The sequence below is a fragment of the Streptomyces sp. NPDC051738 genome, assembly GCF_044453205.1.
Lineage (GTDB): Bacteria > Actinomycetota > Actinomycetes > Streptomycetales > Streptomycetaceae > Streptomyces.
Genome location: NZ_JBITCM010000034.1, coordinates 33,972 through 58,048 on the forward strand (window position 1 = coordinate 33,972; position 24,077 = coordinate 58,048).

Genomic DNA, 24,077 nt, shown 5'->3' on the forward strand with positions numbered 1-24,077 from the left:
GGCGCCGAGGAGTACAGGCGCTGACGTGCACAGACACTGAGGCGCTCAGATCCGCCCCGCCCGGCGCTGCCGACGCAGCAGCAGCCCCAGATACACCCCGCCGACGACCGCGGTAACCACACCGACCGGCAGCTGGGCCGTCTCATGGATGCGCTGGGACGCGAAGTCCGCCGTCACCACGAGGAGGGCGCCGGTGCAGGTGGCCGCCAGGAGGCCCGGGCCGGGGGCCCGGGTGAGCCGGCGGGCCAGCTGCGGGGCGATGAGGGCCACGAACGGGATGGGGCCGGCCGCCGCGGTGGCAACCGCACAGGCCGCCGTGGCCAGCACCAGCAGCACCAGCCGGGAGCGCTGGACGGGCACCCCGAGGCCGCCCGCCACGTCGTCTCCCATCTCCATGATCTTCAGCCTGCTCGCGATGAGCGCCACCAGGGGCAGCACGATCAGCAGACCGAGAGCGGCCGGGCGGACGTCGGCCCAACTCCGGCCGTTGAGACTGCCGTTGAGCCACACCATCGCTTGCGCGGCCTGGGTGAACCGGGCCTTGGCCAGGAGGTAGGCGTTCACCCCCTGGAGCAGCGCGCTCACCCCGATGCCGACCAGCACCAGCCGGTAGCCGTGAACGCCCTGTCGCCACGCCAGCACATACACGAGGAAGGCGGTGGCGAGCCCTCCGCCCACCGCGCCCACGGCGATCTGCCCGCCGGTGCCGCCGACGAGCAGGACGACCAGCAGGCCCCCCGTGGCCGAGCCGTAGGTGAAGCCCACGATGTCGGGGCTGCCCAGCGGATTGCGCGTGAGGCTCTGGAAGAGCGCGCCGCTCAGGCCGAGCGCCGCGCCGACCAGGATGCCGGTCAGCAGGCGGGGCAGCCGGAGGTCGTTGATCACGAAGTCGGTGCGCGGGCTGCCGTTGCCCAGCAGGGTGCGGACCACGTCCGCCGGGGAGATCGAGTACTCGCCGGTGCCCAGCGCGAGGACGCCGACTCCGGCGGTGGCGGCGAGCACCAGCACGCAGACCGTCACCGCGCGCACGTCCACCCGCAGGGAGAAACGGTGCGAGCGGCTCCGTACGACATGCGAACGGCCGCGCGCACCGGTACGGGCCGGTGCCTGGGCCGTCATCCGGTCACCGCCCTGCGGTAGCGGACGAGGGCGATGAACACCGGGGCGCCGACCACCGCGGTGACCACGCCCGCGTCCAGCTCGTCGGGGCGTACGACGACCCGGCCGAGGACGTCAGCGAACAGCAGCAGGGCGGGTGCGAGGAGCAGGGAGAGCGGCAGAGTCCAGCGCTGGTCGGCTCCGACGATCATGCGGGCGATGTGCGGTACGGCGAGGCCGACGAAGACGAGCGGCCCGACCGCCGACGTCGCCGCGCCGCACAGCACCGTCATGGCCGCGAGGCCCAGGAAGCGCGTCCGGTCCACATGCGCGCCCAGCGCCCGGGCGCCGTCGTCCCCCAGCGCGAGCGCGTTCAGCGGCCGGACCAGCGCGAGGGCGAGGGCCAGGCCCACCACGACGAACGGCGTGATCGTCGTCAGCGTCTCGTCGTCGGCCCGGGCGAGCGACCCCACGCTCCAGAACCGCAGCTGGTCCAGCGCCTGGGCGTCGAGCAGCATCAGCGTCTGGCTGATGCCGGTGAACACGGCGGCGATCACCGCACCGCCGAGGGCGAGCCGCTCCGGGGTGGCGCCGCCGCGACCGCCCGAGGCCAGCGAGTACACCAGCAGACCGGCCACCACCGCACCGACCATGGCGAACCACACCGACGCCCACAGGCTCGTGATGCCGAGAACCGTGATGGACAGCACCACTCCGGTGGCAGCGCCCGCGTTGATGCCGAGCAGCCCCGGATCGGCCAGCGGATTTCGGGTGAGCGCCTGGATGAGCGCGCCCGCGACGCCGAGCGCGGCACCGGCCGCGATGCCCGCCAGAGTGCGCGGGACACGCACGTCCCAGATCACCGAGGCCGCGGTCGACCCGTCGTCGTGGAGCAGCGCGTCCAGTACGACGCCCGGCGACAGGGCGCGCGAGCCGATCGCGAGGCTGAGCGTGGCGGCGACGACCAGCAGGAGCAGGGCGCAGGCCAGGGCGAGCGTGCGGGTGGAGTTCCGGCGCTTGGGGGAGCGCTTGTCGGTCGGTACGGGAGGGGCCGTAACGGCCTCAGTTGCCACCAATGCCCTCCGCGCGCAGGCGATCGGCGATCAGTCGGCCGAGCGTCTTCTTGTCGATCTTGCCTACCGAGGTCCGGGGAAAGGCCTCGATGACCTCCACCCGGTCGGGGAGCTTATACGCGGCGACCCCACGCTCGGTGAGAAATGCGGCCAACTCCCGCTGGCCCGGGGCCTGTCCGCGCGGGACGAGGTAGGCGCAGGTGCGCTCGCCCATCGTCTCGTCGGGCATGCCGACCACCGCCGCGTCGTGCACGGCCGGATGGGCGAGGATGTGGTTCTCCAGTTCCTCGGCGGAGATCTTGTCGCCGCCCCGGTTGATCTGGTCCTTGGCCCGGCCCTCGACGACCAGATGCCCGGAGGGCAGGATCCGGACCAGGTCGCCGGTGCGGTAGTAGCCGTCGGTGGTGAAGGCGCGGGCGTTGTGGTCGGCGGCGCGGTAGTAGCCGCGCAGGGTGTAGGGGCCGCGGGTGAGCAACTCGCCGCTCTCGCCGGGCGGTACGTCATGGTCGTCCTCGTCGACCACGCGCACTTCGTCGGCGGGGGACATCGGGCGGCCCTGGGTGCCGATCACCAGCTCGGGCGGATCGTCGAGCCGGGTGTAGTTGAGCAGGCCCTCGGCCATGCCGAACACCTGCTGGAGCGTGCAGCCGAGGGCCGGCTCGACCCGGGCGGCGGGCTCGGCGCCCAGCTTGGAGCCGCCGACCTGGAGCAGGCTCAGCGAGGAGAGGTCGGCCTCCTCCCACTCGACCGCGTCCAGCCACAGCAGCGCGATCGGCGGGACCACGGCGGTGGCGGTGACGTGCTCCCGCTCGACCAGCGCGAACGCGTCCTCGGGGCTCGGCGTGGGGGAGAGCACGACGGTGCCGCCCATCATCAGTGTGCCGAGCAGTCCGGGGCAGGCCAGGGCGAAGTTGTGCGCGGTCGGCAGCACCACCAGATAGACGGTGTCGCCGTCGAAGCCGCACACCTCGGCGCTCGCGCGGACGTTGTAGGTGTAGTCGTCGTGGGTGCGCGGGATGAGCTTCGGCTTGCCGGTCGTGCCGCCGGACAGCAGCAGTACGGCCACGTCGCCGGGGTCGGGCACGGGCAGCGGGACCGGGTCGGCGTCGAGGTCGGCGAGCGCGGTGAACTCCGCGGCGTCGCCCGCCACCAGGACGTGCTCGATGCCGGGCACCGCCTTGCGCGCGGCGCGGGCGAGCGCCCGGTGGTCGAAGCCGTCGTGCAGGTCCGGGATCGCGTACGCCGTCGCCCCGGACACCTCGGCGACATGCACGATCTCGCTCTCGCGGTGCGCGGGCAGCGTGAGCACGGGTATCGCGCCCGCCCTCAGCAGCGCGAAGAAGAGCACCACGAAGGCGTCGGTATTGGGCAGTTGGACCACCACACGGTCGCCCTCGCCGATGCCGAGCCGGCGCAGTCCCGCCGCCATGCGGTCGGCGCGGAGATCGAGTTCGGCGTACGTCCAGCGGTTTCCTTCGGCGTCGACGAGCGCGGTCCGGCTCGGTGTCCGTTCGGCGCTGTCTCTCAGCAGCCGGTCGAGCGGCCGCCCTTCCCAGTAGCCCTCTGCGCGGTACTTCTCGGCCAACGGGTCCGGCCAGGGCACCCAACCGTCGAGCATCCTCAACTCCCGCCTGCTGTTTAGGAAAGGCTTGCCTAATGAATCGGCGCGGTCAAGCCTGGCGGTGTGATCTGGACGTCACCGCGCTGCGGAGGCTAGGGTCTTAGTGAATTAGGTTAGGTTAACCTAAGTCCAGGGAGGTAGGTCCTTGCTGCGTTATCGGAGCGCGGAGACGGAACTGCCGGGAGACCCCGTCCAGTTGGCGGCAGGACTGGCGGAGTCGGGCTTGTTCGACCAGTACGTGATCTACGAACAGAACGGCGACGTCTGGTTCGCCGGAGGGGCGCTCGGCGAGATCCTGGTCGGCCGCTCCGAGATCCGCCGCCGCTGGCTCAGCGAGGAGACCACGACTTCGCTGGGGCCGCATCCACTGCGCCAAGTCCACGCGGAACTCGACCGGATGGCCATAGCGGGCTGGAACGCCTACGGCTGGATGGCCTTCGAGTTCTCCCATCTGCACGCCGGCCGCCCCGACCGGGCGGGCGACGACGACCTGCTCCATCTGGTCGTCCCGCACAGCGAAGTGAGGCTCAGTCAGAAAGGCGCCCTGATCCGCAGTGCCGACCAGGAGACGCTGGACGCGCTGACCGGGTTACTCGACCGCGCCGACGCGCACCCCACCGCCGTACCCCGCCCCATCGACGTATCGGACGCCGAGGGCCGTTACCCGGACATGGTCGCCCAGGCCATCGAGGAGATACGGACCTCGGACCTCCAGAAGGTCATCCTCTCCCGGTCCGTCGACGTGCCCTTCCCGGTCGACTTCGTCGCCACCTACGTCCACGGCCGCTCGCACAACACCCCCGCCCGCTCCTTCCTGTTGAACCTCGGCGGGCGCCGGGTCGCCGGATTCAGTCCCGAGACCGTCGCCGAGGTCAGCGCCGACGGCGAGGTCGTCACCCAGCCGCTCGCCGGCACCCGCGCCCGTGGCTTCGGCGACCAGGAGGACGAGCGGCTGCGCGCCGAACTCCTCGCCGATCCCAAGGAGATCTCCGAACACGTGCTGTCGGTCAAACTCGCCGAGGAGGAGATGGCCACCGTCTGCCGTCCGGGCACGGTCTCGGTGCGCGACCTGCTCAGCGTCCGCCGGCGCGGCAGCGTGCAGCACCTCGGCTCCAGCGTGCACGGCCTGCTGGCCGACTCCGCCACCGCCTGGGACGCCCTGCGCGCGGTGTTCCCCGCGGTGACCGCCTCCGGCATCCCCAAGACACCTGCGTACGACTGCATCGCCCGGCTGGAGAAGGAACCGCGCGGCATCTACAGCGGCGCCGTCCTGCGGGCCGGCGGCGACGGATCGCTCGACGCGGCCCTCGTGCTGCGCAGCATCTTCGAGGAGGGCGGCCGCACCTGGCTGCGGGCCGGCGCCGGCATCCTCGCCGGGTCGACCCCCGCCCGGGAGCTGGAGGAGACCTGCGAGAAACTGCGCAGCGTCGCCCCCTACGTCATCCCGGCACAGGGTTAGGGGCGCGCGTGCGACTGGGAGAAATGGTCGTCGACGTAGCGCCGTTGCGCTCCAGCAGAAACTTCAGGCTGATGTTCGCCACCCAGGCGATCTCCATGGTGGGCACCCACCTCACCTCGGTGGCGGCCAGCCTGCAGATCTACCACCTCACCGGCTCGTCGGTCCAAGTCGGCCTGATGAACCTGGTGTTGGGCCTGTCGTTGCTGGTCGGTCTGGTCACGGGCGGTCTGCTCGCCGACCGGGTCGACCGGCGCAAGGTCATGCTGGTCACCCGGGCCGTGACCGCGGTGGTGATCGCGGGGCTCGCCGTGAACGCGGCGCTGCCCGACCCGCAGGTGTGGTTCGTCTTCGTGGCGGCCGTGCTGGCGGGCTTCACCGCAGGGTTGGGCGGTCCGGCCCTGATGGCCGCGACTCCGGCCCTGGTGGCGCCCGGACAGCTGGCCGCGGCGGGCGCGCTGACCACCCTGACCGCCCAACTGGGCGGCATGGTCGGGCCGTCGCTCGCGGGCGTGATCGCGGCCGGGCCGGGTGTCGCGATGTGCTTCGCGATCGACGCGGCCATATACGTCGTCGGACTCGCCCTGCTCGCCCCACTGCCGAAGCTCCCTCCCGAGGGGAACGCCGAGGCACAGCATCCTCTGAAGGCGATGGGGGAGGGGCTGCGCTTCCTGCGCGGCAACCAGGTCGTGGCCGGACTGCTGCTGATCGACGTGTGCGCGGTGGTCTTCGCGATGCCCTACGCCCTCTTCCCCGAACTCGGCACCGAACACTTCGGCGGCGGCCCGTCCACCGTCGGACTCCTCTACACCGCCCCCGCGGTCGGCTCCTTCTTCGGCGCGCTGACCAGCGGCTGGACCGGCCGGGTGCACCACACCGGCCGGGCACTGATCGGCGCGGTCGCGGTGTGGGGCGTGGCGATCACCTGCTTCGGCCTGAGCCCCAACCTGTGGCTGGCGCTGACCTTCCTGGCCCTGGCCGGCCTCGGCGACACCGCCTCGGAGATCCTGCGCCGGGCCCTGCTCCAGCACTACACACCGGACCGGCTCCAGGGCCGGGTCGGCAGCCTGTGGCTGGCCCAGGCCACCGCCGGGCCCTCCGTCGGCAACGTCGAGGCGGGCCTGGTGGCCAGGGCGATCGGGTCGTCCAGCGGGGCCGTGGTGGTCGGCGGACTGGTCTGTCTGGCGGGCGTGGGCGCCCTGGCCCTGGCCATGCCGGGGCTGCGGAAGGCCACGCTCAGCCGGCCCGCGGACGCCGACGGGGATGGGGAAGGGGACGACAGGGCCGCGCCCGCCGAGACCTCCCCGGCAGCCGACTGACACAGCCTCGGACGACTCGGACGACAGGGCGGTGCACCATGCCGAGCGCGCGGATCAACGGAATCCGGCTCCACTACGAGGACACCGGCGAGGGCGAGCCGGTTGTCCTGGTGATGGGCCAGAGCGCCGGAGGCCGGGCCTGGCACCTCCACCAGGTGCCGGCGCTGGTCGACGCCGGATACCGCGCCGTCACCTTCCACAACCGGGGCATCCCCCCGACGGACGAGAGCCCGGAAGGCTTCACCATCGACGACCTGGTGGCCGATACGGCGGGCCTGGCCGAACACCTCGGACTCGCGCCGTGCCGGTTCGTCGGCGTCTCCCTGGGGGCGTACGTCGTCCAGGAGCTGATGCTGGCCCGGCCCGGGCTCGTCCAACAGGGCGTCCTGATGGCCACCCGTGGCCGCAACGACGTCCTGCGCGCGGCGATGACGAGGGCCGAACGCGCCCTGTACGACAGCGGATTGGAGCTCCCGACCGCCTACACCACCTGGATCCGCGCCCTGCAGAACCTGTCCCCGGCCACCCTTGACGACGACCAGCAGATCCGGGACTGGCTGGAGCTCTTCGAGTTCTCACCGCAGCCCCAAGGGCCCGGAACGCGGGCCCAGTTGGACCTGGACGTCCCGGAGGGCCGACTGGACGCCTACCGGGCCATCGACGCGCCCTGCCTGGTCATCGGCTTCGCGGACGACGTCGTCCTCCCGCCGCACCTGGGGCGCGAGGTCGCCGACGCCATCCCCGGCGCCGTCTACCAGGAGATCAAGGGCTGCGGCCACTACGGCTACTTGGAGCGCCCGGACGAAGTGAACCGGGTGCTCCTGGAGTTCTTCGGCGACCGTCCATCCGCGCGTACTTCCCTACCTCCTTCCACCCGTCTTCCCGCACCCGGCGCCAGTGATTTAGGTTAGCCTCACCTAAGTAATCTCCTCAGGGGGTCATGGTGCACCGCACCTTGCTGAACGGCAAGATCCACCGAGCCACCGTCACCCAGGCAGATCTGCACTACGTGGGATCGCTGACGATCGATCAGGACCTCATGGAGGCCGCCGACATCGTCGAGGGCGAAGCGGTCCAGATCGTCGACATCGACAACGGCGCCCGACTCACCACCTACGCCATCACCGGCGAACGCGGCAGCGGGGTCATCGGGATCAACGGCGCCGCCGCCCATCTCGTCCACCCCGGTCACCTGGTGATCATCATGTCCTTCGCCGCGCTCGACGAGACCGAGCGCGCAGCCCATCGGCCGCGGGTCGTCCACGTCGACAAGGCCAACCGGATCGTCGCGCTCGGCGCCGATCCCGCCGAGCCCGTGCCCGACGCGGCCGACCAGGTGTCCGGCACCTTCACCTACCACGCGCCACCCCAGGACGGCGAGCAGGAGAGGAACTGAGCCATGGCCAACCCCTTCGACGACGACAGCGGCGTCTTCCGCGTCCTGGTCAACGACGAGGGCCAGCACTCCCTGTGGCCTGACTTCGCGCCCGTACCCGGCGGCTGGTCCTCGGTGCACGGCCCCGCCGACCGGGCCGCCTGTCTGGAGTACATCGAGCGGAACTGGACGGACATGCGCCCGCGCAGCCTGGCCGAGGCCATGCGCAAGGCCGAGGGCTGATGGCCGGCCGCCCGGCCGTGGCGGACGTCCTCCCCCTGTCACCCATGCAGGAGGGGATGGTCTTCCACGCGCTGTACGACGAACAGGGCCACGACGTCTACACCGGCCAGATGACCCTCCGCCTCGAAGGGCCGCTGGACGCGGAGCGGATGAGCGGGGCGGTCGGGAAGCTGCTCGCCCGGCACGCCAACCTGCGGGCCGCGTTCCGTACCCAGCGTTCAGGGCGGCCGGTCCAGGTGATCAGGAGCGAGGTCAGGACCCCGTGGCAGGTCACCGACCTGTCGTCCCTGCCCGCCCCCGAACGCGAACCGGCCTTCGAACGACTTCTGGCGGAGGACCGCACCGAGCGGTTCGACCTGGCCCGGCCACCACTGCTGCGCTGCCGGCTGGTCACCTTCGACGCGCTGAGCCACCGCCTGGTGATCTCCTCGCACCACCTGCTCTGGGACGGCTGGTCCGCCCCGGTCCTGGTACGCGAACTCTTCCAGCTGTACGCCTCGGACGGCGACCTCGACGCCCTGCCCCGTGTGCGGCCCTACCGCGACTACCTGGCCTGGCTGGCCCGTCAGGACCGCGCGGCAGCCGAACGGTCATGGCAATCCGCACTGGCGGGACTTGACGAACCGTCACTGATGGCGCCGGATGCCCGGGACGTCCCCGCCGAGGAGCCCGAGCGTTTGGTTCGGGAACTCTCCGAGCAGGACACCGAGGCCCTCACCGCCACCGCACGGGCCCACGGCCTCACCGTCAGCACCGTGCTCCAGGGGCTGTGGGCCGTTCTGCTCGGCAGACTGACCGGCCGCACCGACGTCGTCCTCGGCGCCACGGTCTCCGGCCGCGACGCCGACGTCCCCGGCATCGAGTCCATGGTCGGCCTCTTCATCAACACCCTGCCGGTGCGGGCGCGGTTGCGTCCCGAGGAGCCGCTCGCGGACCTGCTCGTCCGACTCCAGTCCGAGCAGTCCGCACTGCTCGACCACCGCCACCTCGGCCTCGCCGACATCCAGCGCGCCGCTGGGCACACGGTCCTGTTCGACACCCTGCTGGTCTTCGAGAGCTATCCCATCGACGACGACGGCATCGCCCGTGCCCTCGACCCCGAGGGCCTCCGTATGACGGGGGTCTCGGTCCACGACGCCACCCACTATCCGCTGAACCTCACCGCGCTGCCGGGCCCGCGCCTGACGCTGACCTTCGGCTACCGGCCGACGGTGCTGGATGGCGCGGCGGTGAACCGCGTCGCCTCCCAACTCGACGTGCTGCTCCGGGACTTCATCGAGCGCCCGGCAACCCCTGTCGCGAGGCTCGGCCTGCCCCCGGCGGAGGGCGAGCCGAGCACCTTGAACGAGCGTCCCCTCCCGCACTCCACAGTCCGCGCCCTCTTCGAGGCCCAGGCGTCCCGCACCCCCGACACCCCCGCCGTCCTCCACGGCGACACCACCCTGACCTTCGCCGAACTCGACGCCCGAGCCGGCCGGTTGGCGTCGGCCCTGACCGAGCGTGGCGCGGGGCCGGAGTCCGTCGTCGCCGTCGCCCTGCCCCGCAGCCCCGACCTGGTCACCGCGCTCCTCGCGGTACTGAAGGCCGGAGCCGCCTGTATGCCGATCGACCCCGGCTACCCGGCCGACCGCATCACGCTCATGCTCGACGATGCTGAGCCCCGGCTCGTGATCTGCGATGAGTCGACGGCCCAACCGCTCGGCATCAACGGGGCGTTGACATGCCCGCCGGACGCGGAGGCCGCCGTACGGCAGGGGCAGGGGCAGCGACCGCCGCTGTCGCCCGAGCACCCCGCGTACGTCATCTTCACCTCGGGCTCCACCGGCCGCCCCAAGGGTGTGATCGGAACCCAGCGGGCCCTGGCCAACCGCCTCGCCTGGGGCCGGGAGCTGGGAACCGGTCCGGGCGGCGTCCGTGTCTCCAAGAGCCCGCTGAGCTTCATCGACGGACTCACCGAACTGCTCGGCGCCCTGGTCGCGGGCGAGGCGGTGGCGCTCGCCGACGACGAGGCGACCGGCGACCCCACGGCACTGGCCGCTCTGGCCGATCGCCACCGGGCCACGCTCCTCACCGCCGTCCCCAGCCTCTACACCACCCTCGTCGAATCCGCCCCGCCGGACGCCTTCTCCTCCGTCCGCACCTGGATCTCCAGCGGCGAACCCCTCTCCGGCGAACTGGCCGAGGCGATCACCCGGCGCTGGCCGCAGGCGCGCCTGGTCAATCTCTACGGCTGCTCCGAGGCGGCCGGCGACAGCCTCGTTCACGTCCACGACGGCGGCGACGGCCCGGTCCCGCTCGGACGGCCGATCGCGAACACGCGGGTCCACGTCCTCGACCCGTTCCTGCGTCCGTCCCCCGTCGGCGCGGTCGGCGAGCTGTACGTGGCCGGGGCAGGGCTGGCCCGCGGCTACCTCAACCAGCCGGGCCGTACCGCCGAACGCTTCGTCGCCGACCCCTTCGGCCCACCGGGCAGCCGTCTCTACCGCACCGGCGACCTCGCCAGACTCCGGGCCGACGGCACGGTGGAGTTCCTCGGCCGGGCCGACGACCAGGTCAAGATCAGGGGCTTCCGTGTCGAGCCGGGGGAGATCCAGGCGGCGGCGCGTGCGTTGCCGGGGGTGGGGCGGGCGGCGGTCGTGGTGCGGGAGGACGGGGCGGGGCCGCGGAGGTTGGTGGCGTATGTCGTGGCGGAAGCAAGGGAAGCAAGGGAAGCAAGGGAAGCAAGGGAAGCAAGGGAAGCAAGGGAAGCGACGGGAGCGGCGGAAGCAAGGGAAGCGGCTGGCGGGCAGCAGGAGGCGCGGTCGGCGTCGCCATCACCCACCCTCGACCCCGTAACCCTGCGCCGAACCCTCGCCGAACGCCTCCCCGCCCACCTCGTACCGTCCGCAGTCGTCGTCCTCGACGCGCTGCCCCTCACCCCCAGCGGCAAACTCGACCGACGCGCCCTGCCCGCCCCCGACTTCACCGGCACGAGCACCTTCGAAGCCCCCCGCACCGAACCGGAGAAGGTGCTGTGCGGCCTGTTCGCGGAGGTGCTCGGTCTCGAACGGGTCGGCGTCCACGACGACTTCTTCGAGCACGGCGGCGACAGCATCGTCTCGGTCCGGCTGGCCGACCGGGCCCGCAGAGCCGGACTCACCCTGTCCCCGCGCGATGTGTTCACCCATCGCACACCGGCCGGGCTCGCCCAGGCCCTGCCCGACGAAACCGGCCCCGCGCCCGAGGAGTTCACCCCGACCGGCGCCCCGCTGGTGTCACTCAGCCAGTCGCAGCTCGACAACGTCAAGGCGAGGTGGAGGACTCGATGAGCAAGGCACCCGGGGACGACGGTTCCCTGGTCGAGGACGTGCTGCCGCTCTCCCCGCTGCAGCAGGGACTGCTGTTCCACGCCCTGTTCGACGAGGGCGCCCAGGACGTCTACACCATGCAGTCCCTGGTGGAGATCGAGGGCCCGCTGCGCCCCGCCCTGCTGCGCACCTCCGCCGAGGAACTCTTCGCCCGGCACGCCAACCTGCGCAGCGCCTTCCTCCACGAGGACCTGGACGAACCGGTGCAGGTGGTCCTCAAGCAGGTGCCGGTGAACTGGGCCGAGGCGGAAGTCACCGGGGAAGGCGACCTGGCCCGCCTGATCGCCGAGGACGCGACCGCCCGCTTCGACCTGACCGACCCGCCCCTGCTGCGCCTGACGCTCGTCCGCCGAGCGGCCGACCGATGGCTGCTGATCCTTACCAACCACCACCTCCTGCTGGACGGTTGGTCCATCCCCCTCCTGGTCCGCGAACTGCTCCAGCTGTACGCCGCCCAGCTCGCCCCCGGTTCCACGGCCCCGCTGCCCGCCGTACGGCCGTACCGCGACTTCCTCGCCTGGCTCGCCTCCCGTGACCGCGAGGCCTCCGCCCACGCCTGGCGCGAGGCACTGGCCGGGGCGACGCCGACCGTGCTGGCACCCTCGGCCGCCGGTCTGGTCCCGGTGCCCCCGGAGCTGCACACCCTGCGGCTGACCGAGGAACTGACCGGCCGGGTACAGGAGTTCGCGCGCCGTCGGGGCATCACCGTCAACACGGTCGTTCAGGGGCTGTGGGCCCTGCTGCTGGCGCGGCTGACGGGCCGGGGCGACGTGGTCTTCGGGGCAACGGTGGCCGGCCGGCCCGCCGAACTGGCCGGTGTGGAGTCCATGATCGGCCTGTTCATCAACACGGTGCCGGTCCGGGTGACCGTACCGCCCGGCGAGGCCGCGGGTGCCTTCCTCCGCCGAGTGCAGGACGAGCAGTCCCGGCTGATGGACCATCAGCACCTGGGCCTCACCGAGATCCAGCGCACAGCCGGCGCGGGCGACCTCTTCGACACCCTGCTCGTCTTCGAGAACTACCCGATCGACGAGTCGGCGGTCGCCGAGGCCGAGGCGAGCGCCGGCCTGCGGATCGTCGAGGTCAAGGGCTCGGGCGCCACCCACTACCCGCTGACCCTGGCCGTACTGGCCGAGCAACAGCTCGGGATCGTCTTCGAGTTCCGCCCCGACTGCTACGACCGCACGACGGTGGAGCAGCTCGCCGACCGCTTCGAGCGCCTAGTCCATTCGGTTCTGGCCGCCCCGGACGCCCCCCTCGCCGCGCTGGACGTCCTCGCGCCCGAGGAGCGGACGGCGCTGCTGACGGGCGGGGTGGGGGAGCGGCTTCCGGTGCCGTACGGCACGATGCCCGAGGTGTTCGAGGCGCAGGTGGCTCGTACGCCGGACGCGGTGGCGGTGGTCGGAGACGGCCGGACTCTGACGTTCGCGGAGTTGAACACTGCCGCGAACCAACTGGCCCGACATCTGGTCGAGTTGGGCGCCGGACCGGAACGGATCGTCGCGTTCGCGCTACCGCCGACCCCGGACGTCATGACCGCTCTGCTGGCGATCCAGAAGGCGGGCGCGGCCTATCTGCCGTTGGATCCGGCATGGCCAGAGGAACGGATCACGGGGATGTTGGCGGATGCGCGTCCGGTGGCTCTTGTCACGACGGCAACTGCAAAGCCCCTAAAGGGGCGCGGGGCTGTGACATATGCGGCTCCGCCGCGTGGGCGCGACCAGCCACACACAACCGTTGGTCGCCAACCGGCGTTGCCACCCCACTGCTTCGTATTCCTGGACGACCCCGACACTCATCAGCGCCTCGCTCAGGCACCCGCCTCCAACCTCACCGACCCCGACCGCCCAACCCCCCTCCTCCCCGAACACCCCGCCTACGTCATCTACACCTCCGGCTCCACCGGCCGCCCCAAGGCCGTGGTCATCCCACAGCGAGCCATCGTCAACCTCTACACCGCCCACAACAAGGCCCTGCACAACCCGGCCTCCACAGCAGCCGGCGGCAGCCCTCTCCGCATAGGCCACGCCTGGCCCATCGCCTTCGACGCCTCTTGGCAACCCATGCTGTGGATGTTCGCCGGACACGAGCTGCACATGGTCCCGGAGGACATCCGCCGCGACCCTGCCGCCCTGCGCGACTTCCTCGCCCGCAACGGCATCGAGTTCATCGAACTGTCCCCGTCCCTGCTCGGCGAACTGGTCGCCCAAGGTGGCGACTGGCAGGCCGAGTTGAAGGTGCTGGGCGTCGGTGGCGAGGCCGTGCCGCCGGACCTGTGGCGCACCCTGCGGGAGACGGACGGGCTGGCCGCGCACAACCTCTACGGCCCCACCGAATGCACCGTCGACTCCGCGGACTGCGACGTCGCGCTCAGTGAGCGTCCCGTGATCGGCCGCCCCGTCGCAGGCGGCACCCTGTACATCCTGGACGGCCACCTCAACCCCGTCCCCGTCGGCGTGGAGGGCGAGCTGTACGTGGCCGGCGCCGGCCTGGCCCGCGGCTACCTCGGCCAACCTGCCGCGACAGCGGCCCGTTTCATCGCCGACCCGTTCTCCGGCGATCCCGGCGCACGCATGTACCGCACCGGCGACATCGCCCGCTGGACCGAGGACGGCCTGGTGGAATGCCTGGGCCGGGTCGACGACCAGGTCAAGATCAGGGGTTACCGGATCGAACCCGGCGAGATCGAGGCGGTGCTGCTGGAGCAGGAGCAGGTCGAGCGGGCGGCGGTCGTCGTCCGCGAGGACACGCCAGGCGTACGGCGCCTCGTCGCGTACGTCATCCTCTCCGCGCCGAGGACCGAAGAGACCGAAGAGACCGAGGAGACCGAGGAGACCGAGGAGATCGAAGAGACGGCGGAGACGGCAGAGCCGCTGCGCCGCGCCGTGTCCGCCGTACTGCCCGACTACATGGTGCCCTCGGCGTTCGTCCCGGTGGACGGCTTCCCGCTCACCCTGAACGGCAAGCTGGACACCGCGGCCCTTCCGGCGCCGTCCCGGTCCGCCGGGCCGGCCACGCAGCCGCCCCGGAACCCGGTCGAGGAGCGGCTCGCGACGCTGTTCGCCGAGGTGCTCGGGCTGGACACGATCGGCGTGCACGACAGCTTCTTCGCGCTCGGCGGCGACAGCATCGTGTCGATGCGGCTGGTCAGCCAGGCGCGGGCGGCCGGGCTCGCGATCTCGCCGCGCGATGTGTTCGAGCGGCCCACGATCGCGGAACTCGCCGAACGGGTCGACGCGGCAGACCTCGCGGGCGGTGCCGCACCCCGCGTGACCGAACCGGACGCGGGAACCGGCGACATACCGCTCACCCCGATACTGACCTGGCTCACCGAGCAGGACGGCCCTTTCCGCGCCCTCAGCCAGGCACGCTTCCTGCGGACCCCGGCCGCCATGGACCTCGACGGGCTGCACCGCACCGTCCAGGCCGTACTGGACCGGCACGACCTGCTGCGCTCCACCTTCGCCCGGGCCGCGGACGGGTCCTGGCGCTTCGAGGCCGCACCCGTGGGCTCGGCCAGCGCCGCCGACTGCGTACGGCGTATCGACGCCGAGCGGCTGGACCACACGGCGATCGGCACGCTGGTGCCGGAGGCGTTCGACGAGCTGGTGGCCGAGCTCGACCCGGCGACCGGGGCGATGGCGCGGTTCCTGTGGTTCGACGGCGGCAGCGGGCGCGAGGGGCGGCTCCTGGTCGTGCTGCACCACCTGGTGACCGACGCGGCGTCCTGGGGCGTGCTGGTCGCCGACCTGGCCGCCGCGTGGGAGGGCGGGGAGCTGTCGCCGCGAGGCACGTCCTTCCGCGAGTGGGCGCAGACGCTGCGGGGCCTGGCCCAGGAGCGATCATCCGAACTCGCCCTCTGGAAGGGGATGTTGGACCTGCAGGAACCACCCCTGGGTGCCGGACCGCTGGACCCCGCCGTGGACACCAGGTCGACGATCCGCAGGCACTGGACCACGCTGGGCCCGGACATCACCGCACCCCTCACCACCGCTTCCGCCCAGGAAGTGCTGCTGACCGCGCTGGCACTCACCGTGCCCTCCTGGCGAGGCGCCTCCGCTCCCGTTCCCACTCCCGGTCCTGGTCCCGGGCCCTCGGTCCTGATCGCCCTGGAGGGCCACGGCCGCGAGGAGCACCTCCTCCCCGGCGCCGACCTCTCCAGCACCCTCGGCTGGTTCACCAGCGTCTTCCCGGTCCGGCTGGATCCCGGCGCCCGCCCCGCTGCGGACCAGGTACGGCGGATCCGCGACCAGCTGGCCGCCCTGCCCGACAAGGGGATCGGCTACGGACTGCTCCGCCACCTCAACCCGGAGACGGCCGGGCAGCTCTCCCCACTCCCCGAACCACAGATCCAGTTCAACTACCTGGGCCGGATGGGCATGGGGGAGCGGCGCGAGTCCGCAGTGTTCACGAGCGCACCGGAGACCGGCGCCATGGGCAGCGGCGCCGACCCCGACATGCCCGCCCCGTACGCCCTCGTCATCGACGCGGTGATCACCGGGACGGAACTGTCGGTGTGCTGGCAGTGGCCGGAACGGCTCTTCACGGAGACCGAGATCCAACGGCTGGCCGAGCTCTGGACCACCTCCCTCCACCTGCTGCTGAAGGGCGAACCGCTCCCGAAAGGCGGAGACCAGTGACGCAGACCCCCACCGCCGACCTCGCGGCGCGCAAGCGCGAACTGCTCCGCCGCAGGCTGGAGAGCGCCGGTCTGGCCGACGCGGCCGCCCGCTCCGAACGGATCCCGCGCCGGCCCGCGGACACGCCCCGGCTGCCGCTGTCGTACGCCCAGTCCCGCATGTGGCTGCTCCAGCAACTCGACCCGGCCAGCCCCGCCTACAACGTCTGCCTCGCCATCCGTCTGCGCGGCCCGCTCGACCCGGCGGCTCTGCGCACGGCCTTGCAGGGGCTGATCGACCGGCACGAGGTACTGCGCACCCGTTACCCGGCTGCCGAGGACGGCACCCCGGAGCAGATCGTCGACGCCGAGGCGGAGGTCGAGTTCGCCACCGCCGACCTGCGCGACCTGCCGGAGGACGAGCGGGACCGCCGTACGACGGAACTGGCCAGGACCGCCTCGGCGACCCCCTTCGACCTCGCCCACGACCATCCCCTGCGCACCCTGCTGATCGAGCGCGCCGCGCAGGACCACACCCTTGTTCTGACGGTTCATCACATCGCTTGGGACGGCGGTACGTTCAACGCGCTCTCTCGTGACCTGAGTGCCCTTTACCGTGCGGCGACCGACGGGACGTCGTCGTCTTCCGGCCTCGAACAACTTCCCCTCCAGTACGGCGATTTCGCGCTCTGGCAGCGCACCACCTGGACCGACGAGCGACTCGCCGAGCATCTCGACCACTGGCGCTCCACCCTGGTCCCCGCACCCCGTCCCCTCGCCCTGCCCACAGACGCCCCGCGCACCGCCCGCCCCACCCCGCACGGCGACCGCCGCTTCCACACCTTCGCCCCCGACGTCACCGACCGGCTCACCGCCTTCGCGCGGGGCGCGGGCGCGACGCCCTTCATGGTGCTGTTCGCGGGTCTGGCCGCCCTGCTCCACCGCACCACCGGCGCCACGGACATCCCGATCGGCTCGGCCGTGATGAGCCGAGACCTCCCCGGCCTCGAAGAGCTGATCGGCAACTTCGGCAACACCCTCGCCCTGCGCGCCGACCTCGACGGCGACCCCGGCTTCGCCGAACTCGTCGAGCGCGTCAAGCAGGTGTGCACGGACGGATACGCCCACCAGGACATGCCCTTCGACAAACTGGTGGAGCGGCTGAAGCCGGAGCGGCAGCCGGGCCGCTCCGTCTACTTCGACGTCATGCTGCTCTTCCTCACCCAGGGACTCGAAGGACCGCGACTCCCGGGCGTGACCGCCGAATGGGAGACCGTCCACAACGACACCACGCAGTTCGACCTCTCCCTGGAGGCCTTCCTCACCGGTGGGCGCCTGCGGATCGAGGCGACGTACCGCGGCGGCCTCTTCACCCCGGACACCGTCGACCGGCTCCTCCGGCACCTGGAGACACTCCTCGCCGCAGCCCTCGCCGACCCCGAACTCGCCCTCCCTCGGCTGCCGTTGATGGCCGAGGCCGAGGAACGCCGGGTCCTGGAGGACTGGAACGCCACCGACCACCCCGTCCCCGTCACCCACCTCACCGACCTCCTCGCCCGGCAGGCCGCAGGCACCCCCGACGCGCCCGCCCTCATCGCCGACGACGGCTCGCACGCCCTGGACTACGCCGACCTGCACGCCCGAGCCAACCGACTCGCCCGGCTGCTGATCTCGCACGGCGTGGGCCCCGAGCATCTGGTGGGCGTGGCCCTGGACCGCGGGACCGACCTGGTGGTGGCGCTGCTGGCGGTGCTCAAGGCGGGCGCCGCATACGTCCCGCTGGACACCGGCTACCCGGCCGAGCGGCTGCAGTTCATGGTGGAGGACGCCGCGCCGACGCTGGTGCTGACCGCCACGGACACCGCCCGGGTACTGCCGCCCGGGGTGCCGCTGCTCCTGCTCGACACGGAGACCACCGCCGCTGAGGCCACCGCCTTCGATGCCGCCGAACTCACCGACGCCGACCGGCTGCAGCCCCTCCGCCCCGAGCACCCCGCGTACGTCATCTACACCTCCGGTTCCACGGGCCGTCCCAAGGGGGCCGTGATTCCGCACGCCGGGATCGTCAACCGGCTGCTGTGGATGCAGGAGACGTACGAACTCGACGCCGACGACCGTGTGTTGCAGAAAACACCGGCCAGCTTCGACGTCTCCGTCTGGGAGTTCTTCTGGCCGCTGATCACCGGGGCGGTGCTCGTCCTCGCCCGGCCCGGCGGCCACCGTGACCCCGGCTACCTCGCCGAACTGATCCGCGACCGGCGGGTCACGACCGCGCACTTCGTGCCCTCGATGCTGCGCGTCTTCCTCCACGACCCCGCCGCCGAGCAGGCGCGCGGCGTCCTGCGCCGGATCGTGTGCAGCGGCGAGGCCCTGCCCACCGAACTCGCCGAGCGCTGCGCCGAGTCACTGCCCGGAACCGAGCTGCGCAACCTGTACGGCCCCACCGAGGCCGCCGTGGACGTCACCGCCTGGCCGTGTGCCGAGGGGACCACGTCCGCCGCCGGTTCCGTACCGATCGGCCGCCCGGTGTGGAACACCCGCACCCTCGTGCTGGACGCGTCCCTGCGCCCGGTGCCGCCGGGCGTCCCCGGCGAGCTCTACCTGGGCGGCACCCAGCTCGCCCGCGGCTACCTCCGCCGCCCCGGCCTGACCGCCGACCGCTTCGTCGCCGACCCGTACGGCCCGCCCGGCGCCCGCCTCTACCGCAGCGGCGACCTGGTGCGCTGGAGCGCGCACGGGGCACTGGAGTTCCTCGGCCGGTCCGACGACCAGGTCAAGATCCGCGGCTTCCGCGTCGAGCCGGGCGAGACCGAGGCCGCCGTGGCAGCCCTGCCCGGAGTGTCCCAGGCAGCGGTGACGGTACGTCAGGACCAGCAGGGCGAGCCGAGGTTGGTGGCGTACGCCGTGCCCCACCCCGGTGCTGGAGCCCTGGAACCGTTGCAGATCAGGCAGGACCTCAAGGCGACGCTCCCGGAGCATCTCCTGCCCGCCGCCGTCGTGGTCCTCGGCGAGCTGCCGCTGACCCCCAACGGCAAACTCGACCGTTCGGCCCTGCCCGCCCCCGACCTCTCCGACCTCACCACCGCCACCGCCCACCGCTCCGAGGCGGAGGCGGCCCTGTGCGCCCTGTTCGCCGACCTGCTCGGGCTGCCCTCCGTCGGCATCCACGACGAGTTCTTCGCCCTCGGCGGCCATTCCGTCCTGGCCACCCGCCTGATCGCCCGCATCCGGGCCGAGCTCGGGGCCGTCGTCCCGCTGCGGGCGGTCTTCGACACACCGACCGTGGCCGCGATCGCCCCGCTCCTGGAGGAACCGGCCACCGAGCGGCGCCCCGCGCTGCGGCCGACCCGGCGTCCGGACGCGGTGCCGTTGTCCTCCGCGCAGGCCAGGCTGTGGTTCCTGTACCGGCTGGAGGGGCCGAGTCCGACGTACAACATCCACACCGCCCTACGTCTCACCGGCGGGCTCGACCCGGACGCGCTGCGAGCCGCCCTCCATGACCTCGTGGCCCGGCACGAGGCGCTGCGCACGGTCTACCCGGACGACGACGGCACGCCCTTCCAACAGGTCCTGGCGGAGGCGGCTGTGCCCTTCGAGATCGTGCCGGCCGGCGCCGGAGAACTCGACGGGCTGCTGCGGGAAGCCGCCGCGTACTCGTTCGCGCTGGATGCCGAGATCCCCGTACGCACAACGCTGTACCGTCTCGCCCCCGACGAGCACGTCCTGCTCCTCCTCGTCCACCACATCGCCACCGACGGCTGGTCCGCGGAGCCGCTGCTGCGGGACCTGGAGACGGCCTACACGGCCAGGGTGCGGGGCGACTGGCCCACATGGCCCCCGCTCGCCGTGCAGTACGCCGACTACACGCTGTGGCAACGGCAGTCGCTCGAAGAGGGTGGGGTGGCAGGCGCCGAACTGGACTTCTGGACACGGCAGTTGGAGGGCGTGCCGGAGGAACTCCAGCTGCCCGTCGACCGACCTCGCCCGGCCGTCGCCGGATACCGGGCCGGTGCCGTCGACTTCTCCCTCGACGCGGAGGTGTACGGCAGGCTCCGGGACCTGGCCGCGGAAGCGGGCGGCACCGTCTTCATGGCGCTCCAGGCCGCCCTCGCGGTCCTGCTCGGCCGCCTCGGCGCCGGGGACGACATCCCCCTCGGCACCCCGGTCGCCGGACGGGGCGACGCGGCCCTCGACGACCTCGTGGGCCTCTTCGTCAACACCCTGGTGCTGCGCACCGACGTTTCCGGCGACCCCACGTTCCGTACCCTGCTCGCCCGGGTCCGCGAGACCGACGTGGACGCGTACGCCCACCAGGACCTGCCGTTCGAGCGGCTCGTGGACGCGCTCGCGCCGACCCGCTCGATGGGCCGGCACCCGCTGTTCCAGGTGATGCTCGCCCACCAGCAAGCCCCTGACGAGACACGGGACTTCGCGGGCCTGACGCTCAGTGAGCTGCGCGTCGACTTCTACACGGCGAAGACCGACCTGGCCTTCCACGTCTTCGAACGGCCGGAGGGCGGCGGCATCACCGGCGCGCTCGTTCACAGCCGCGACCTGTACGACCCCGAATCCGCCCGGGACATGGTCGAGCGGTTCGTGCGACTGGTCGGCGACCTGGCCCGGCGGCCCGATCTGCCGGTCGGCCTGGCCGACGTCCTCATCCCGCGTGAGCGGGCCCGGCTGCTGGGGGAGTGGAACGACACCGCCCACCCAATGCCCGCCACCACCCTGACCGCATTGGTCGAGGAACAGGTGGCGAAGACCCCTGACCTGACCGCCGTGGAGTACGGCATCGAGGGCGGTACGCGACTGACGTACGCCGAGCTGAACGCCCGCGCCAACGCCCTGGCCCGGGAGCTGACTTCACTGGGCGTCGGGCCGGAGCGCCGCGTCGGCATCCATCTGGAGCGCTCGGTGGAGATGGTCGTAGGACTGCTCGCCGTGCTGAAGGCGGGCGGGGCCTTCGTGCCGCTGGAGCCGTCCTGGCCGGCGCTCCGGGTCGCCGAGGTGTGCCGGAGCGCTGCGTTGACGGTGGTGCTGGGCAGGCCCGGTGACGGATCGGTCCTTGGGGACGACGCGCCACCGTTCGTGGAGGTGCGCTTGGACGGTCCCCAGGAGCCGGACAACCCCGCCGTCCCCGTCGACCCCGAGGGCCTCGCGTACGTCATCTACACCTCCGGATCCACCGGCGTCCCCAAGGGCGCCATGATCCGTCACCGGGCCATCGCCCACCGGCTGCTGTGGCAGCGCGAGTTGCTCCGCTTCGGCACCGAGGACGCGGCCCTGTTCAAGGCGCCCCTCGGCTTCGACATCTCCATCAACGAGATCTTCCTGCCGCTGGTGCACGGCGGCAGGGTGGTGATCGCCGAGCCGGGCGGCGAACGCGACGTCGACTATCTCCTCGACACGGTCGAACGGCACCGGGTCACCTTCACCTACCTCGTCTCGTCGATGCTCGACCTGCTGCTGGAACTGGACGGCTTCGCCCGGCGGGCCCGCTCCCTCAAGCACGTGTGGTGCGGTGGCGAGGTGCTCACCCCCGAGCTGTTCGCCCGCTTCCGCGCCGCGAGCCCCGCGGTGATGTACCACGGGTACGGGCCGGCCGAGGCCACCATCGGGGTCAGCCACGTCGTCTACCGCACCGGCGCGATCCGCAGCGCCGTCTCCATCGGGCGGCCCAACGGCAACACCCGGCTCTACGTTCTCGACGACCGGCTGCAGCCGGTGCCGGTCGGCGTGCCGGGGGAGTTGTACGCCGGCGGCATCTATCTCGGCCGCGGCTATGTGAACGACCCCCGCCGCACCGCCGACCACTGGGTGGCCGACCCGTTCGGCCCGCCCGGCGAGCGGCTCTACCGCACCGGCGACCTGGTGCGGTGGCAGCGCGACGGCACCCTTGAGTTCCTCGGCCGGGCCGACAACCAGGTGAAGATCCGCGGCATGCGGGTCGAACTGGAGGAGATCGAGGCGATCCTCGAACAGCATCCGGGCGTGCGGCGCGGCGTCGTGGTGATCCGGGAGGACGCCCCGGGCGTCAAGCAGCTCGCCGGGTACTACCTCGCCGCCGACGCCCTCGGCGACCTGCACGACTGGCTCCGGGAACGGCTGCCCGAACACATGGTGCCGCGCACCCTCACCCCCCTGGGCGCATTCCCGCTGCTGCCCTCCGGCAAGGTCGACCGGGGCGCCCTGCCCGCGCCCGAGACCACGACCTCCGGAGCACCGACACGGGAGCCCGCGGGTGAACGCGAGCGACTGCTCTGCGAGTTGTTCGCCTCCGTCCTCGGGCTCGGGCGCGTCGGCGTCGACGACAACTTCTTCGAGCTCGGCGGCGACAGCATCGTCTCCATCCGCCTGGTGACCCTGGCCCGCAAGGCCGGTATCGCCCTCAGCCCCCGGAACGTCTTCCAGACGCCCACCCCGGCCGGCCTGGCGGCCGCCTCCGCCGAAACGTCCGACACCGCTCTCGTCGACGAGCCGACCGGAGCGGCGGAGCTGACCCCGATCATGCGCTGGACGGCCGGCCCCGACGGTTCCTACCACGGCCTCGCCCAGGCGGTTCTGCTGGTGACCCCGCCGGGCCTCACGTACGACACCGCCGTCGCCGCGATCCAAGCGGTGGTGGACCGCCACGACATGCTCCGTGCTCGACTGACGGGCCGGTTGGAGGTGCCCGCCGAAGGAACGGTGCGTGCGGGCGACCTGCTGAGCCAGGTGCGGGACGCGGCGTTGGACGATCAGCTGGCCGCCGCCGTGGCCCGGCTCGACCCGGCGGCCGGGCGCATGCTCCAAGCCGTCTGGTTCACCGACTCCGGCCGGCTGCTCCTCGTCGCGCACCACCTGGTCGTCGACGGGGTGTCCTGGCGGATCATCACCTCCGACCTGGCACAGGCGTGGCAGTCGGGGCGTGGCCTCCCCCGCAGCGGCACCTCCTTCCGCACCTGGAGCAGGCTCCTCGGCGAGGAGGCCGGCAAGCCCCACCGCTTGCGCGAACTTGCCCGGTGGACCGGCGAGTTGGAAGGGGCGCGTCCCTTCCTGGAGCGCCACCTCGGCAGTGCGGCGAGCCTGCGCGAGGACACCCTTGTCCTCCCGGACGATGTCACCGCGGCCCTGCTCACAGCCGTCCCCGCCGCCTATCACGCCGCCGCCCCCGACGTCCTGCTCACCGCCCTCGCGCTCGCCGCGGCGGCTTGGCGGGAGCGGCGCGGCTCCCTGACCGGGCGGTCGCTGCTGGTCGGCCTGGAGGGGCACGGACGGGAGGAGGACATCGCCGAGGGCGTCGATCTGTCGGCCACGGTCGGCTGGTTCACCACCTTCCACCCGGCCGCCGTCGACCCCGGCCCGCTCGACATCGACGAGGCGCTCTCCGGCGGACCCGCCGCGGGCACGGCGCTCAAGCGCGTCAAGGAGCAGCTGCGCGCCGTACCGGACCACGGCCTCGGATACGGTCTCCTGCGCCACCTCAACCCCGACACCGCACCCGCCCTGGAGAAGCTTCCGCAGCCGCAGATCCTCTTCAACTACCTTGGCCGCTTCACCGCGTCCGGCTCGGCGGACGAGCCCTGGGAACTGGCTCCCGAGGCCCCCATGCTGCGGGTGCCGCCGCCGACCGCATCCGACAGCGGTTCCGCCGCGGGCAGGCAGCACGCTGCCTTCGGTCTGGAGATCAACGCCGTGGCCGTAGAGGAGGCGGGCGGTGGCGGTGTCCGGCTGCACATCTCCGCCGCCTGGCCGGACACGTTCCTGACCGACTCCGAGGCACAGGACCTGCTCGGCCTCTGGGAGCGCGCTCTGCACGGTCTCGCCCGGCACGCCGAGGACGCCCCGGCCGGCGGCCTCACCCCGTCGGACCTCCCCCTGGTCGAACTGACCCAGGAGGACATCGACGACTTCGAGAACGACCTCGACGACTTCTGAGCCATCACGG

At 72.2% G+C, this 24,077-nt stretch carries 11 protein-coding genes; 8 read left to right on the forward strand and 3 right to left on the reverse strand.

Going from position 1 to position 24,077, the window contains the following annotated elements:
• Nucleotides 1–45 precede the first annotated feature (45 nt).
• From ACIA8X_RS44440 to ACIA8X_RS44450, 3 genes are read right to left on the reverse strand one after another with little or no spacing between them, the layout of a single operon-like run.
• Complete coding sequence (locus ACIA8X_RS44440) at nt 46–1,119, reverse strand: FecCD family ABC transporter permease (RefSeq protein WP_399460660.1); 1,074 nt, start codon at nt 1,117–1,119, stop codon at nt 46–48.
• Nucleotides 1,116–2,171 (reverse strand): FecCD family ABC transporter permease, encoded by a 1,056-nt coding sequence (locus tag ACIA8X_RS44445; protein ID WP_399460661.1) that lies wholly within the window; start codon nt 2,169–2,171, stop codon nt 1,116–1,118. Before ACIA8X_RS44445 ends, ACIA8X_RS44440 begins: the two co-directional genes overlap by 4 nt.
• Complete coding sequence (locus ACIA8X_RS44450; protein ID WP_399460662.1) at nt 2,161–3,789, reverse strand: (2,3-dihydroxybenzoyl)adenylate synthase; 1,629 nt, start codon at nt 3,787–3,789, stop codon at nt 2,161–2,163. Before ACIA8X_RS44450 ends, ACIA8X_RS44445 begins: the two co-directional genes overlap by 11 nt.
• Before the next feature lie 148 nt (nt 3,790–3,937).
• Here ACIA8X_RS44450 and ACIA8X_RS44455 point away from each other — a divergent pair, with 148 nt between their 5' ends.
• Genes ACIA8X_RS44455 through ACIA8X_RS44490 form a run of 8 tightly spaced genes read left to right on the forward strand, consistent with a single transcriptional unit; the run spans nt 3,938 to nt 24,067 of the window.
• Entirely contained in the window at nt 3,938–5,251 is a 1,314-nt protein-coding gene (locus tag ACIA8X_RS44455) for a salicylate synthase (protein ID WP_399460663.1), read from the forward strand.
• An 8-nt stretch (nt 5,252–5,259) separates the two neighbouring features.
• Nucleotides 5,260–6,567: an enterobactin transporter EntS gene (gene entS / locus ACIA8X_RS44460; RefSeq protein WP_399460664.1), complete on the forward strand. Its 1,308-nt coding sequence runs from the start codon at nt 5,260–5,262 to the stop codon at nt 6,565–6,567.
• A 38-nt stretch (nt 6,568–6,605) separates the two neighbouring features.
• On the forward strand, nt 6,606–7,478 hold the full coding sequence (locus ACIA8X_RS44465; RefSeq protein WP_399460665.1) for an alpha/beta fold hydrolase: 873 nt from the start codon (nt 6,606–6,608) through the stop codon (nt 7,476–7,478).
• A gap of 29 nt (nt 7,479–7,507) precedes the next feature.
• The gene (gene panD / locus ACIA8X_RS44470) at nt 7,508–7,963 is read left to right on the forward strand and encodes an aspartate 1-decarboxylase (RefSeq protein ID WP_393460636.1); all 456 of its coding nucleotides are present in this window, start codon (nt 7,508–7,510) and stop codon (nt 7,961–7,963) included.
• Nucleotides 7,964–7,966: 3 nt separating this feature from the next.
• Nucleotides 7,967–8,185, forward strand: a complete 219-nt coding sequence (locus ACIA8X_RS44475; protein ID WP_393460633.1) for an MbtH family protein — start codon at nt 7,967–7,969, stop codon at nt 8,183–8,185.
• Nucleotides 8,185–11,493 (forward strand): amino acid adenylation domain-containing protein, encoded by a 3,309-nt coding sequence (locus ACIA8X_RS44480; RefSeq protein WP_393460630.1) that lies wholly within the window; start codon nt 8,185–8,187, stop codon nt 11,491–11,493. Before ACIA8X_RS44475 ends, ACIA8X_RS44480 begins: the two co-directional genes overlap by 1 nt.
• Entirely contained in the window at nt 11,490–16,172 is a 4,683-nt protein-coding gene (locus ACIA8X_RS44485) for an amino acid adenylation domain-containing protein (protein WP_399460666.1), read from the forward strand. The genes ACIA8X_RS44480 and ACIA8X_RS44485 overlap by 4 nt, the downstream gene beginning before the upstream one ends.
• The gene (locus ACIA8X_RS44490; protein WP_399460667.1) at nt 16,169–24,067 is read left to right on the forward strand and encodes an amino acid adenylation domain-containing protein; all 7,899 of its coding nucleotides are present in this window, start codon (nt 16,169–16,171) and stop codon (nt 24,065–24,067) included. The genes ACIA8X_RS44485 and ACIA8X_RS44490 overlap by 4 nt, the downstream gene beginning before the upstream one ends.
• The last annotated feature ends 10 nt before the right edge of the window (nt 24,068–24,077 follow it).

Bases quoted from the DNA above. Each gene is read 5' to 3' on its own strand.
- panD (WP_393460636.1), top strand. From the start codon at position 7,508: ATGGTGCACCGCACCTTGCTGAACGGCAAGATCCACCGAGCCACCGTC.
- ACIA8X_RS44475 (WP_393460633.1), top strand. From the start codon at position 7,967: ATGGCCAACCCCTTCGACGACGACAGCGGCGTCTTCCGCGTCCTGGTC.
- ACIA8X_RS44450 (WP_399460662.1), bottom strand. From the start codon at position 3,789: ATGCTCGACGGTTGGGTGCCCTGGCCGGACCCGTTGGCCGAGAAGTAC.
- ACIA8X_RS44440 (WP_399460660.1), bottom strand. From the start codon at position 1,119: ATGACGGCCCAGGCACCGGCCCGTACCGGTGCGCGCGGCCGTTCGCAT.
- ACIA8X_RS44485 (WP_399460666.1), top strand. From the start codon at position 11,490: ATGAGCAAGGCACCCGGGGACGACGGTTCCCTGGTCGAGGACGTGCTG.
- ACIA8X_RS44465 (WP_399460665.1), top strand. From the start codon at position 6,606: ATGCCGAGCGCGCGGATCAACGGAATCCGGCTCCACTACGAGGACACC.
- ACIA8X_RS44480 (WP_393460630.1), top strand. From the start codon at position 8,185: ATGGCCGGCCGCCCGGCCGTGGCGGACGTCCTCCCCCTGTCACCCATG.